This window comes from Klebsiella scottii (assembly GCF_036561945.1).
Lineage (GTDB): Bacteria > Pseudomonadota > Gammaproteobacteria > Enterobacterales > Enterobacteriaceae > Klebsiella > Klebsiella scottii.
On sequence record NZ_JARXNI010000020.1, the window covers coordinates 190,260 to 203,951 of the forward strand.

The following is a 13,692-nucleotide window of genomic DNA, read 5'->3' on the forward strand; positions in this document are numbered from 1 at the left end:
TCCTGCCAACGTAAAGCACTCTGTGCTTACGTCAGAAAATCTCCTGCTATTAGAGTGAAATGTAATTTAAGATTTTTCCCTGGCTTATTACCTTGCCTGCCATAATTAACCAACATACTATTTGTATATTAAATATAATTCCGGCGCGGGAGCTTTAATTAACAATAATGACAGGCAAATTTAACATTAACATCAGAAGATCTTTACTCGCGTTGATCGTTTGTTTAATTACAATTCCATTAGCCAGATTTATTTCACCTCAGGCAATGATTGACGGTAACCAAATATTTCTCGCCTGGTTACCGCTAAGTATGATGTACGCGGTTATCTTTATTTTTGGCCGCTATGCGATTGGCCCGCTGATTATCGCCTTTGCTATCACCAACGCCTGGATAATCCCGCTGACGGTACCGCAGGCGGCAATCTTATTATTCTGCCAGCTGTTCTCGGTGCTGGCCTCATGCGCCGTTGTCCGCATGCTGCTTGGTAAAGCGTGGCGCAGCGGGTTAACGGCGAAGCGGATGGGCATCAGAATCTTTTGGGGCGGATTTTTTGCTCCCGTGCTCATGAAAGTTACCATGTATCTGGCGGGGGTGTTTTTTTCTTTCCCTCTGGTTATATCGAGCTATTTCAAAGATATGCCGGCAATTTATACCATTATAGATATTCAGAGTTTGATTTGTGCTGCATTAATTTTTACCACCTTCTTTTATTATCCTTTGCGGATGATTATCAATCCGCGTTTTGCCCGCACATTCTGGCTCCATCATTGTCAACCGTGGCTTACGCGCGAGCGTCGGATATTTACGCTGTACTGGTTCATAGCGCTCGTGGCAATATTACTGGTGCTCTGTGCACCTTATAACTCTGTTTTTATTGCCGGTTATTTGGTACCACTTATTTTCATCCTTTATTTTATTGGTATTAGCCGGCTGGGCCATGCGCTGATTCGTATTTCATGGTCCGTTTCAGCATTTTTACTGGTCGCGTATAATCAAAATTTCCTGCAGGGCGTAAAGACAGAATACGCATTATCATTTGTTCTCTCGGTACTCATCTCATTCACCATCTGCTTGTTTTATATGCTGGATATTTACGCTCAGAACGAGCGAATCAAGCTCAGATGGCGGGATCAGGCGCAGGAGGACCCGCTGACCGGACTGCCTAATCTTCGCGCGCTGGAGTGTCATTTACGCCGCAACCCCGAAGTAGCCATCAGCAGCCTGCGAATTGATAACCTGGATTTCCTCAGCCGCCATTACGGCATGATGATGCGCGTGCACTGCAAGCGGCAAATTGCCGCTAAGGTACAGCCGCTGCTGGGGCCGGGAGATAAAATATTTCAGCTACCCGGTAGCGAGCTGCTGCTGGTGCTGTGCGGGCCGGAACCCGAGGCGCGGCTAGGCCACATCGTGGCGATTCTTAACCACAAGAAATTTATCTGGAATAACCAGGCGTTGGATCTGGAGTTTGGCGCATCGTGGGGCAGGCATCACGGCGTCGAGGCCGAGCTTCATCCGATGCTGGGCCAGCTGAGCTGGCTTTCGGAGCAGGCCGGCGCCACGCAGCGGGTGCTGGCGCTGGATGCGGCGCAGGAGCAGGTTTCCGATCAAACCAGCGAGCAGGTGCGTATGCTGACCCGGATCAAGCAGGCGCTCAATAAACGCGATCTCGTGCTGTATGCCCAGCCGATCCGGAACGCGGCGGGGGAGGGCTATTATGAAGTGCTTACGCGGATGCAGTGCGGAGAAACCGTCATTACGCCGGAGCGGTTTATTCCGCTCATCGTGCAGTTCAACCTGAGCCAGCGTTTCGACATGCTGGTGCTGGAAACGTTGTTCAGCACGCTACACCGGCATCCGGGCCAGCACTTCTCCGTTAATCTGCTGCCCTACACCCTGATGCAGCGCGATAGCGCGGCGCAGATTATTGCTTTGTTCAGGCGCTACCAGCTCCAGGGCGAAGCGATTACCATCGAAATTACCGAAGAGCAGGCATTCTGCGATGAGCAAACCAGCCTGCACAACATCCAGCAGCTGCGGGATTTTGGCTGCGCCATTGCTATCGATGACTTCGGTACCGGCTATGCGAACTATGAGCGACTGAAAAGGCTCCAGGCGGATATCGTGAAGATTGACGGCTGCTTCGTGCGCGACGTGGAGACCGATCCTCTGGATGCGATCATTATTAAATCCATTATCGAGATGGCGAGGGTGAAAAATCTGACGGTTGTGGCGGAGTACGTGGAAACGGAAGAGCAGAAGGCGCGGCTGCTGGCGCTCGGCGTCGACTATTTGCAGGGCTACCTGATCGGCAAGCCTCGGCCGCTTCAGGAATTACAGGCGTAAAAAAGCCGGGACCAGCCCGGCTTTTGCACAACCTTAAGAAATTACAGTACCAGCGCGGCGATAGACGCTGAGAGCACGCTCACCAGGGTCGAGCCGTAAACCAGCTTCAGGCCAAAACGGGAAACAACGTTACCCTGCTCTTCGTTCAGGCCTTTAATCGCCCCGGCAATAATCCCGATTGAGGAGAAGTTGGCGAAGGAGACCAGGAAGATGGAGATAATGCCTTCCGCGCGCGGAGAGAGCGTGCTGGCAATTTTCTGCAGATCCATCATTGCGACAAATTCGTTTGAAACCAGCTTGGTGGCCATAATACTGCCGACCTGCAGCGCTTCACCAGCCGGCACGCCCATCACCCATGCAATCGGGTAGAAGATGTAGCCGAGGATGCCCTGGAAGGAGATGCTGTAACCGAACCAACCGGTAACGGTCGCGAACAGGGCGTTCAGCGCAGAGATCAGCGCGATGAAGCCGATCAGCATCGCGGCAACGATAATCGCTACTTTAAAGCCTGCCAGGATGTACTCACCCAGCATTTCAAAGAAGCTCTGGCCTTCATGCAGATTCGACATCTGCAGATTTTCTTCGCTTTCATCAACGCGGTACGGGTTAATCAGCGACAGTACGATAAAGGTGCTGAACATATTAAGCACCAGCGCCGCAACGACATATTTCGGCTGCAGCATCGTCATGTACGCGCCGACGATAGACATGGAAACGGTGGACATCGCAGTAGCCGCCATGGTGTACATGCGGTTACGCGACATTTTGCCGAGGATATCTTTATACGCGATAAAGTTTTCCGACTGGCCCAGAATCAGCGAGCTGACTGCGTTGAATGATTCCAGTTTACCCATGCCGTTAATTTTGGACAGCACGGTACCGATCGCGCGAATGACGATAGGCAGGATGCGGATATGCTGCAAAATACCGATCAGCGCGGAAATGAAGACGATTGGGCACAAAACCTTGAGGAAGAAGAAGGCGAGGCCTTTATCGTTCATATTGCCGAAGACGAAGTTGGTCCCTTCGTTAGCAAAGCCGAGAAGTTTTTCGAACATCTCGGAGAATCCTTTCACGAAGCCCAGACCGATATCGGAGTTCAGGAAGAACCAGGCCAGCAAGACTTCAATGACTAGCAATTGAATAACATAACGAATACGAATCTGCTTACGGTTGTGGCTGACCAAAAGGGCCAAAATAGCCACCACGACGATCGCGAGGATAAAGTGCAGGACGCGGTCCATATTTGCTCCAAATATGAGGCAGGTTAAATTTCTGTGCACATTCTATGTAACAAGCCCAAAGAAAACGAGATCAAATCCACACTATTGCAAGGAACTGTGACTAATCACCAAAATAGTGATCAAACATACATTTTTGTTATGTTGCGTAAAGGTTTTAAAAGTTGCTTAGTTGTACTAATCTGATGACCAGGCGAGATGTACTTCCATCACTGCCACCTTTTCGTTGTTAGCCGCTATCGTTCCCCCCTATCAAAGCAATAATTATCGCCGTTATAAATGAACTTGATAATCATTCGCATTTTGGTAGCATCAAACATAGCAAAGGCTATATTTCTGAGGCAGAAAATGACAAGCAGTCGCGTTGAGAATAGCAGCGGTCGCGCAGCGCGCAAGATGAAGCTCGCTTTGATGGGGCCTGCCTTTATTGCTGCCATCGGGTATATCGATCCCGGTAACTTTGCGACCAATATCCAGGCGGGCGCCAGTTTTGGCTACCAGCTGCTGTGGGTGGTGGTGTGGGCAAACCTGATGGCGATGCTGATTCAGGTTCTGTCGGCAAAGCTGGGAATTGCGACGGGTAAAAATCTCGCGGAGCAGATTCGCGATCACTATCCGCGCCCGGTGGTGTGGTTCTATTGGGTGCAGGCGGAAATTATCGCCATGGCGACGGATCTGGCCGAGTTTATTGGCGCGGCGATCGGCTTTAAGCTGCTTCTTGGCGTCTCTTTACTACAGGGCGCGGTGTTGACCGGTATCGCCACGTTTCTGATTTTGATGCTGCAGCGTCGCGGGCAAAAGCCGCTGGAGAAAGTGATTGGTGGGCTGCTGCTGTTTGTTGCCGGGGCCTACATCGCGGAGCTGATTTTCTCTCAGCCGGCGCTGGCGCCGCTGGCAAAAGGGATGATTATCCCGAGCCTGCCGAACGGGGAAGCGGTGTTCCTGGCGGCCGGGGTTCTGGGGGCAACCATTATGCCTCACGTTATCTATTTGCACTCGTCGCTGACCCAGAATCTGCATGACGGCTCGCGCAAAGAGCGCTATAACGCAACCCGCTGGGATGTGGCGATTGCGATGACGATTGCCGGCTTTGTCAATCTGGCGATGATGGCCACCGCCGCCGCCGCGTTTCACTTTAACGGCCATACCGGCGTCGCCGATCTTGATGCCGCCTACCTGACGCTGGAGCCGCTGCTGAGCCACGCCGCAGCAACTATATTCGGCCTCAGCCTGGTGGCTGCCGGGCTGTCGTCGACGGTTGTCGGCACGCTGGCGGGTCAGGTGGTGATGCAGGGGTTTATTCGTTTTCATATCCCACTGTGGTTTCGCCGGGCGATCACCATGCTGCCGTCGTTCATCGTCATTATGATGGGGCTCGATCCGACCCGCATCCTGGTGATGAGTCAGGTACTGCTGAGCTTTGGTATTGCGCTGGCGCTGGTGCCGCTGCTGATCTTTACCAGCAACCCGAAGCTGATGGGCGATCTGGTGAATAGCGCATGGATTAAGCGAACCGGCTGGGTCATCGTGGCGATTGTGGTTCTGCTGAACGGCTGGCTGCTGGTGGGGACGGCGTTCGGCTTATAAGTCGATAATAAATTGGGGAGCCTTACGGCTCCCCAATTTGATTAAACTGATTGAAGGACATTTAGTGATGGCCGTGGCCGGGTCCACGACCTCCCGGTCCCCGTCCCCAGCCGCCGCGACGGTCGTCGCGATCGTTCCAGCCCTCGCGATAGCCGCGTTCGTAGGCTTTGCGCTTATCCCAGCCGCGGTGACGGCCGTTGTCATGATGCCGCCAGCGGTTATCACGCCATTCGTAGTTACGACGCCAGTAATCACGGTCGCGCCAGCCGCCACCGTCCCAGTAATTACCGTAGTTGTCGCGATCGCCTATTTGTAATTTTACAGATGGCAGCAGGGTGATTTCACCAGCGTTAGCAACTAACGGCGCTGAGGCCAGTAGCACTGCAGCCAGTATCAGTGACCTGAACATACTCTTCTCCTTCACGATCGAGCCTTGCGGCTTGTTAACGTGATAGTACGGAGCCGTTAAGCCCCGCAGCATTGGATGAACTCCTAAATCGCGGATAAGAGCACTTTTTGCTAAAGTAAGTTTTTGTTTACGCCGCAAGAATCGCGTCAATTTTCGCGCACTCTTCCGGGCTGAAGTGACGGTTGGCGAGCATCCCGACGGCATCATCAAGCTGGGCCGTTTTGCTGGCGCCGATCAGCACCGAAGTCACTTTTTCCCCGCGCAGCACCCAGGCCAGCGCCATCTGCGATAGCTTCTGTCCGCGAGCCTGCGCCAGGGCGTCCAGCCGGCGGACTTTCTCCAGTTTTTCCGCCGTCAGCTGATCCGCCTGCAGGAAGCGGCTGCCGCTGGCTGCCCGGGAATCAGCCGGGATGCCGTGTAAATAGCGGTCGGTCAGCTGGCCGCCGGCCAGCGGTGAAAACGCAATGCTTCCGACTCCCTGCGTCTGCAGGAAATCCAGCAGCCCATCTTCAACCCAGCGTTCGAACATAGAGTATTTTGGCTGATGAATAATGCACGGCGTGCCAAGGTCGTTGAGGATGCCCACCGCCTCCGTCGCCTGGGCGAGAGGGTAGTTCGATAGCCCGACGTAAAGCGCTTTACCCTGACGCACGATATGGTCCAGCGCGCGCATGGTTTCCAGCAGCGGAGTCTCGGGATCGGGGCGGTGATGATAGAAGATATCGACGTATTCCAGCCCCATCCGTTTCAGGCTCTGATCGAGGCTGGCAATCAGATATTTGCGCGAACCCCAGTCGCCGTAAGGCCCGTCCCACATGGTGTAGCCGGCTTTGCTGGAGATAATCAGCTCATCGCGATAGGGTAAAAAATCCTCCCGCAGGATGCGGCCGAAGTTGCTCTCGGCGGAACCCGGCGGCGGCCCGTAGTTGTTGGCCAGATCGAAGTGCGTAATGCCGAGGTTGAAGGCGTGGCGCAGCAGCTGGCGGCTGGTTTCTACCCGCGTTTCGTCACCAAAGTTATGCCAAAGGCCGAGAGAAACTGCCGGCAGCTTTAGTCCGCTATGACCGCATCGGCGGTACTCCATTGTCTGATATCGCGTCGCATTTGCCTGGTAAACCATACTTCCTCCGCAGATAAAACAGCTTGTGTATACGTTTACACTAAAGAATGTTCAACGCGGAGTACACACCCCAGAGTCGTAAATTTTGCTTTCCACCTCATATATTCAACACAATCTGGACAGTTCGATCGCTTATTCAATACTCAAATTACCTGCACGGGATGAGGAGTATGGCTATGCAACCGACTTACACTATTGGCGATTATCTGCTGGATCGCCTTGTAGATTGCGGCATAGACCGCTTGTTTGGCGTACCGGGAGATTACAACCTACAGTTCCTCGATCGTGTTATCGCGCATGAAGCGCTGGGATGGGTCGGCTGTGCCAACGAGCTGAATGCCGCCTATGCGGCCGACGGCTATGCGCGTATTAAAGGCGCCGGCGCGCTGCTGACGACCTACGGCGTTGGCGAGCTGAGCGCGCTTAACGGCGTGGCGGGCAGCTATGCCGAACACGTCCCGGTTCTACATATCGTTGGCGCCCCCTGCAGCGGCGCCCAGCAGCGGGGCGAGCTGCTGCACCACACGCTGGGGGATGGCGATTTTACGCATTTTGCGCGGATGAGCGAGCAGATAACCTGCACTCAGGCCGCCCTGACGGCGGGCAACGCCTGCCATGAAATCGATCGCGTCCTCAGCGACATGCTGGCCCACCATCGCCCCGGCTATTTGATGCTGCCTGCCGACGTCGCAAGGGCCAGCGCCATGCCGCCGGCGCGTCGCCTGGTGATTGAGGGGCCGCCTGCGGATGAGAATCAGCTGGCCGGATTCCGGGAGCATGCGGGACAGCTGCTGCGGAGCAGCCGGCGGGTATCGCTGCTGGCGGATTTTCTCGCCCAGCGCTACGGCCTGCAGGAAACGCTAAGAACGTGGGTCGAAAAAATGCCGATTGCTCACGCCACCATGCTGATGGGGAAAGGGCTCTTTGACGAGCAGCATCCCGGTTTTGTCGGGACCTACAGCGGTATCGCCAGCGCGTCCGGGACCCGCGAGATGATTGAAAACGCCGATACCATCATCTGCGTCGGAACCCGCTTTACCGATACAATTACCGCCGGATTTACCCAGCATTTACCGCCTGAACACACCATAGAGATTCAGCCGTTCGCCGTCAGGGTGGGCGAGCGCTGGTTCAGCCGGATCCCGATGGATCAGGCGCTGGCGGTCTTGATCAAGCTGTCGGCCAGCCTGGCGGCGGAATGGACGCTCCCGCCGGTCTCAGTGCCGGAGGTTGGCGGAGCTGAAGGCGGCATGCTGACGCAGAAAAACTTCTGGAGCACCGTGCAGGAGCAGCTGCGGCCGGGGGATATTATTCTCGCCGATCAGGGAACTGCGGCATTCGGCGTTGCGGCGCTGAGGCTGCCCTCGGATGCGACGCTGCTGGTTCAGCCGCTGTGGGGATCGATCGGTTTTACGCTGCCGGCGGCCTACGGCGCGCAGACCGCCGCGCCGGACCGAAGGGTGGTATTGATCATCGGCGATGGCGCGGCGCAGCTCACGATACAGGAGATGGGGTCGATGCTACGCGACAAACAGAGCCCGCTTATTCTGCTGCTTAACAACGAAGGCTACACGGTCGAGCGCGCGATCCATGGAGCGGAGCAGCGCTATAACGATATCGCCCTGTGGGACTGGAACCGTCTGCCGGAGGCGTTTGCCCCCGACGTCCCTTCGCGCTGCTGGCGGGTGACGCGCACGGCGGAGCTGAAGGAGGCGATGAATGACAGCATGGGCTCCGACCGGCTGACGCTGGTCGAGGTGATGCTGCCCAAAATGGATATCCCCGACTTTCTACGGGCGGTAACGCAGGCCCTGGAAGAGCGCAACAGCCGCGTCTAGTCGGGACGTCGTCTGGTTATCATCAGCGGCTTCCCGGCCAGCAGTAGCCAGGCCGGGAGCATCACAATACACAGCAGCGGCAGCAGCGTGGTGTCCGGCACCACGACGGCGGCCATAAACAGGCTCAGCCAGCCGTCGCGGGTGACCACCAGCATCATTCCGAGGATCGCGCAGGAGACCGTAATCGCCGCCGGGACGGCGTCAACGTGCGCGTGCAGCATCAGGCCCAGCGCCACGCCGACGAATACCGCCGGGAAAATCCGCCCACCGCGAAAGCCGCTGGCGGCCGCGAGCACCAGCGCCGCCAGTTTTACCAGCGCAATCAGCATAAAGTCGCCGCCGGTCAGGGTCTGGCTGAAAGCCATTTGCTGCATCTCATCCAGCCCTTTAAACAGCGTGATATGCCCGCCGATGGTCCCGAGGATGCCTAACAGCAAACCGCCGACCCCGAGCGTTAAAATGGGGCTTTTCAGGCGGTGCATCAGCGCATGCAGGCGCGGCAAACACCAGACGGCGACCATTCCTACGGCAATCGCGATAAGCGCGACCACGGCGCCGCTAAAGATATCCACCAACCGCATCTGCGGATAGTGCGGGATCGGGAGCGAGAAATGGGGATTGAAGAACAGGCTCGTTGTCAGGGCGCCGGCCGCCGCCGCCAGCAGGGGAGCAAAAAGGCGGTCCCACAGCGGGACGTCGTTACCGCCGTTAAGGGTTTGCGAAAAGATCAGCGCTGCGGCAACCGGCGTGCCAAACAGCGCGCCGATGGTGCCGGAGGCGGCAAGGATCGTCCAGTCGAGGGAGCTGACGCGCGGAAACAGGCGCGAACCGATGGCCACCGCGAGGGCGATATTGACCACCATAATGGGGTGCTCCGGCCCCAGGCTGACGCCGCCCGCCAGGCCTAGAATTAACGCGGCAATCAGGCCCGGCAGGGCGCTGGTGCTGACGGGCGCGCCCACTAATGATTCAGACGCCGGATCGGGCCCGGCGTGGCCTGGGCTAAAGCGGATGACCAGACCGACGGCAATACCGGTGAGCGTCAGAGTGGCAATGGTCCAGAGAGGCCCGCCGGCGTTCAGGCCCAGGCTTAGCGGCAAAACGCTCCAGAGGATATTTTGCAGGACGCTCGCAACCTTCATCGTCACAATCAATACCAGGCTGGACGCAATCCCGATGATAACCGCCGGGATCGATAGCAACAGCATTGTTCTGGCGCGCGGATGCAGCATGAAAATTTCCTTTTGAAGGTTTGAAGCACTACTTTGCCTTCGCCGCAGGAGGGCATCGAGGCAGATGGTGCTGAAACGATAAAGTTAAGGCTATGCCTGACGATCCCGGCGGCGCGGGGTAAACCATTTTTCACAGATTACAGCCTAAATGTGATATAGGTCGCTAAACTGTGGGCACTTATACGTTGGTCGTTGTTGTTAAGGCATCATGAATTTACAGTGTGCCAAAAGAATCATTTTGACTTTAGTGGAGCCGTAACGGAATGACAAAATTTGCTTTAGTAGGAGATGTCGGCGGAACCAATGCCCGACTGGCATTATGTGATATCGCGAGCGGGGATATCTCCCGTGCAAAAACCTATTCCGGGCTCGATTATCCCAGTCTTGAAGCCGTTGTTCGCGTCTATCTCGACGAGCACAACGTTGAAGTCGAGGATGGCTGCATTGCGATAGCCTGCCCGATCACCGGCGACTGGGTGGCGATGACCAACCACACCTGGGCGTTTTCCATCGCCGAAATGAAAAGCAACCTCGGGTTTGCGCATCTGGAGATCATTAACGACTTCACGGCGGTATCGATGGCGATTCCGATGCTAAAAGCTGAGCATCTGATTCAGTTTGGCGGCACGGCGCCGGTGGAAGGGAAACCTATCGCCGTCTATGGCGCGGGAACCGGCCTCGGCGTGGCGCATCTGGTCCACGTTGATAAACGCTGGGTGAGCCTGCCGGGAGAGGGCGGCCACGTCGATTTTGCGCCGAACAGCGAAGAAGAGGGGATTATTCTGGAAGAGCTGCGCGCCGAGCTGGGACACGTTTCCGCCGAACGCGTGCTGTCAGGCCCGGGTCTGGTCAACCTTTATCGCGCGATAGTGAAATCCGACGGCCGTTTACCGGAAAATCTGCAGCCGAGAGACGTTACCGAACGCGCGCTTGCCGACTCCTGCACCGATTGCCGCCGCGCGCTGTCGCTGTTCTGCGTGATTATGGGCCGTTTTGGCGGCAACCTGGCGCTGACGCTGGCGACCTTTGGCGGCGTGTATATCGCGGGCGGTATCGTGCCGCGCTTCCTCGAATTCTTTAAGGCGTCCGGTTTCCGCGGCGGTTTTGAAGATAAAGGGCGGTTTAAAGCCTTCGTGCAGGATATCCCGGTGTACCTGATTGTCCACGACAATCCGGGGCTGCTGGGCTCCGGCGCGCATATGCGCCAGACGCTGGGCCAAATCCTCTAAAATAGCGCCTCCGGGCCTGAGGGTCCGGATAAGCCGCCGGCTACAGGTGCATCAGCTGGCGGAACTCTTTGACCTTGCTGCGGCTCACCGGCACCTGAAACTCAAGATCCCGCAGCCGCAGGACATAGGTGTTATTGAACCACGGCTCAATCTCGCGAATTTTGTTCAGATTGACGCAGTAGGAGCGGTGGCAGCGGAAAAAGTGCGCCGGCGGTAGCCTGGCGCAAAACTCCGTAATGTTCATTGGCATCACGAACGATTCCCGCCGGGTATAGACAAACGTCATTTTTTCATGCGCTTCCGCGTAGTAAATATCATGAATGCTGGTGACGATAATCCGCTCATCTTTGATCAGATTGATGGTGTCGTTTTCCCGCTGCGGATTTGGCGCCGCGCCGGCTGCTGGAAGCTGCTGCTGTTGCCAGGCGCTGCTCAGCTTTTGCAGCATGTTGATAATACGTGATTCCTGATAGGGCTTGAGGATGTAATCGAACGCCTCCAGCTCAAATGCCTCTACGGCGTGCTCTTTCCAGGCGGTGATAAACACAATAAACGGCTTATGGGCAAACTGGCTGATGTTCTGCGCCAGCAGAACGCCGTCCAGCGAGGGGATATTGATGTCGAGAAAAATGGCATCGACCCTGTTGTGCTGTAGAAACTTCAGCACGTCCAGCCCGTCGTCAAAGGTACCGACAATCTCCATCTGGCTGTGGGTGTTAATCAGCCAGCTGAGCTCCTGTTGCGCCGGGAACTCGTCCTCAACAATGATGACTTTCATTTTTTCTCCGCTCATGGCAGCAGCGACGCCGGCGTGGACTGGGGGGCGTTGCGGTTTGGTACGTAGAAGGTAATCTCCGTCCCTGGGGTCATACGCCTGATATGCAGCCCTTCGCCGTACAGCAGTTTGACCCGGTGATGGACGTTAAGCAGGCCGATTTTATTACCCGGCATCTCATCGGCCTCCACCCGGGCGACGACGGCCGGATCGATACCGTTGCCGGTATCACGGACGCTAATCCGCACCCGCTTCCCGCACTCATTGATGCCAATAGTGACCACGCCTTTTCCCTTGCAGGGCTGGATGCCGTGAACAATGGCATTTTCTACCAGCGGCTGGATCAGCAGGCTGGGTATGACGCAGCTGACTTCATCGTCGATATCATAGATAACGGTGAGCTTGTCGCCAAAACGCGCCTGTTCAATGGCAATGTAGTCCTTGATCTGGTACAGCTCTCTTTTAATATCAATCTGCTCGTCGTCTTTTAATTCAATGTTATAGCGTAAATAACGCGATAAATTAAAAATAAGCTGACGCGCGGTATCCGGATTCATGCGAATCGATGATGAAATGGCATTGAGCGCGTTAAAGAGGAAGTGCGGATTGATTTTGCTCTGCAGCGCGCGCAGTTCGGCCTTGTTGGCCATTTCCCGCAGCTGTTCCGCGCGGGAAACCTCCAGCTGGGTCGAGATGATTTGCGACAGGCCTATCGCCATCTCCTGCAGCGACGACGTAATACGGTGCGCGTGGCAGTAGTAGATTTTCAGCGTCCCGGTGACGATGCCTTTTTCCCGCAATGGAATCACCAGCATCGAGTGAATTTCAGGGGTTCTGTACGCCTCATCGTTGTTCTTGATGATAATTTTTCCACTCTCAATCGCCTGGCGGGTGGTGGGGCTAATGGCGTTGTCGCGATCGTGATAGTTGCCTTCGCCGAAGCCAACGTAGGCCAGTACCCGATCGGTGGTGGTAATCGCCACCGCGTCGGCGTTGATATCGCGGCGGATAATGTCGCAGACCTGGCGGAGCGACTCGCTGTTGACGTGGCGAAACAGCGGCAGCGTTTTGTTGGCGATATCCAGCGCCAGCTTGGCCTGGCGCGCGGCGCTGGCCTCTTTTTCTCCCTCAACGCTCTGCACCAGCAGAACGATAAAACCGATACTGACGCTGCCGAGGATCATCGGAATACCGATTTTCGAGACGATATCCAGGCCCAGTGACAACGAGGGCGCCCACAGCACCACGAGGATCATGGTCAGCGTTTCGCAGAGCATCCCGGCGAGGATCCCGGCCTTCCAGCGCTGGGCCTTGGGAACCCTACGGCCGATCAACCCGGACAATAGCCCGGCGATGATGCTGGTGATAAAGCAGGGGATCGCGGTAACGCCATCGATATCGATCAGATAGCGATGCACCCCGGCAATGACGCCAACGATAGCGCCGACCCACGGGCCAAACAGGATGCCGCCGGACATCACCGCGATGATACGAACGTTGACCAGCGATCCCTCCACCGGTACGCCTGACCAGGTACTGAACAGGGCAAACAGGGAGAAGATGGCGGTGACGGCCAGCAGCTCCTTCGGCGTATGGGCAGATTTATGCAGCAGCTCACGAAACAGCCGCAGGCGGATGAGGAAAAAAAGACAAATCAGCATCAGTGCCGCGCGGTCAAAAACTGCGAGCAGCATGGTGAATATTTCGTGCATGGAGGCGCCGTGTCATTCGCGGGAAAACGATATGATAAAAAACCTGGCCCCAGAAGGCCAGCCGCAGACAATAATAGGGAAAAGGCGCACTTTAAAAAGGGGATTGACGGTAAGTGCCGCGCGGCAGCGAACGCGGGGGCGCTGAGGCTAAAATAAGGTAATGTAAAAGATATTAAGATGTTACTTTCAACGATCCTGTTG

Annotated in this window: 10 protein-coding genes; 4 read left to right on the top strand and 6 right to left on the bottom strand. The window is 55.9% G+C overall.

From position 1 onward, the window contains the following. The first annotated feature begins 167 nt into the window (after positions 1 to 167). On the top strand, positions 168 to 2,348 hold the full coding sequence (locus tag QFI97_RS08705; protein ID WP_346430947.1) for a sensor domain-containing phosphodiesterase: 2,181 nt from the start codon (positions 168 to 170) through the stop codon (positions 2,346 to 2,348). A 41-nt stretch (positions 2,349 to 2,389) separates the two neighbouring features. Here the strand turns inward: QFI97_RS08705 and nupC are convergent, their stop codons facing one another. Then, positions 2,390 to 3,592 (bottom strand): nucleoside permease NupC, encoded by a 1,203-nt coding sequence (nupC, locus tag QFI97_RS08710; protein ID WP_095100436.1) that lies wholly within the window; start codon positions 3,590 to 3,592, stop codon positions 2,390 to 2,392. 345 nt (positions 3,593 to 3,937) lie between these two features. Between nupC and QFI97_RS08715 the strand changes: the two genes are divergently transcribed. Further along, the gene (locus tag QFI97_RS08715) at positions 3,938 to 5,176 is read left to right on the top strand and encodes an Nramp family divalent metal transporter (RefSeq protein WP_331834781.1); all 1,239 of its coding nucleotides are present in this window, start codon (positions 3,938 to 3,940) and stop codon (positions 5,174 to 5,176) included. A gap of 61 nt (positions 5,177 to 5,237) precedes the next feature. Here QFI97_RS08715 and QFI97_RS08720 read toward each other — a convergent pair whose 3' ends face one another. Together QFI97_RS08720 and mgrA are read right to left on the bottom strand one after the other, a co-directional pair. After that, positions 5,238 to 5,585, bottom strand: a complete 348-nt coding sequence (locus tag QFI97_RS08720) for a DUF2502 domain-containing protein (RefSeq protein WP_095100440.1) — start codon at positions 5,583 to 5,585, stop codon at positions 5,238 to 5,240. 127 nt (positions 5,586 to 5,712) lie between these two features. Then, complete coding sequence (gene mgrA / locus QFI97_RS08725) at positions 5,713 to 6,705, bottom strand: L-glyceraldehyde 3-phosphate reductase (RefSeq protein ID WP_346430948.1); 993 nt, start codon at positions 6,703 to 6,705, stop codon at positions 5,713 to 5,715. A 176-nt stretch (positions 6,706 to 6,881) separates the two neighbouring features. Here mgrA and QFI97_RS08730 point away from each other — a divergent pair, with 176 nt between their 5' ends. Beyond that, positions 6,882 to 8,543 (top strand): alpha-keto acid decarboxylase family protein, encoded by a 1,662-nt coding sequence (locus QFI97_RS08730; RefSeq protein ID WP_346430949.1) that lies wholly within the window; start codon positions 6,882 to 6,884, stop codon positions 8,541 to 8,543. Here the strand turns inward: QFI97_RS08730 and QFI97_RS08735 are convergent. After that, positions 8,540 to 9,775, bottom strand: coding sequence for an ion channel protein (locus tag QFI97_RS08735; protein WP_331834778.1), 1,236 nt, complete (start codon positions 9,773 to 9,775; stop codon positions 8,540 to 8,542). The genes QFI97_RS08730 and QFI97_RS08735 overlap by 4 nt on opposite strands. Before the next feature lie 263 nt (positions 9,776 to 10,038). Between QFI97_RS08735 and glk the strand changes: the two genes are divergently transcribed. Beyond that, a complete protein-coding gene (gene glk, locus QFI97_RS08740; RefSeq protein ID WP_095100448.1) occupies positions 10,039 to 11,004 on the top strand; it encodes a glucokinase in 966 nt (321 codons plus the stop codon). 40 nt (positions 11,005 to 11,044) lie between these two features. Here glk and QFI97_RS08745 read toward each other — a convergent pair whose 3' ends face one another. Together QFI97_RS08745 and QFI97_RS08750 are read right to left on the bottom strand one after the other, a co-directional pair. Further along, entirely contained in the window at positions 11,045 to 11,782 is a 738-nt protein-coding gene (locus QFI97_RS08745) for a LytR/AlgR family response regulator transcription factor (RefSeq protein WP_095101333.1), read from the bottom strand. An 11-nt stretch (positions 11,783 to 11,793) separates the two neighbouring features. Further along, complete coding sequence (locus tag QFI97_RS08750) at positions 11,794 to 13,473, bottom strand: LytS/YhcK type 5TM receptor domain-containing protein (RefSeq protein WP_331834796.1); 1,680 nt, start codon at positions 13,471 to 13,473, stop codon at positions 11,794 to 11,796. Positions 13,474 to 13,692 lie beyond the last annotated feature (219 nt).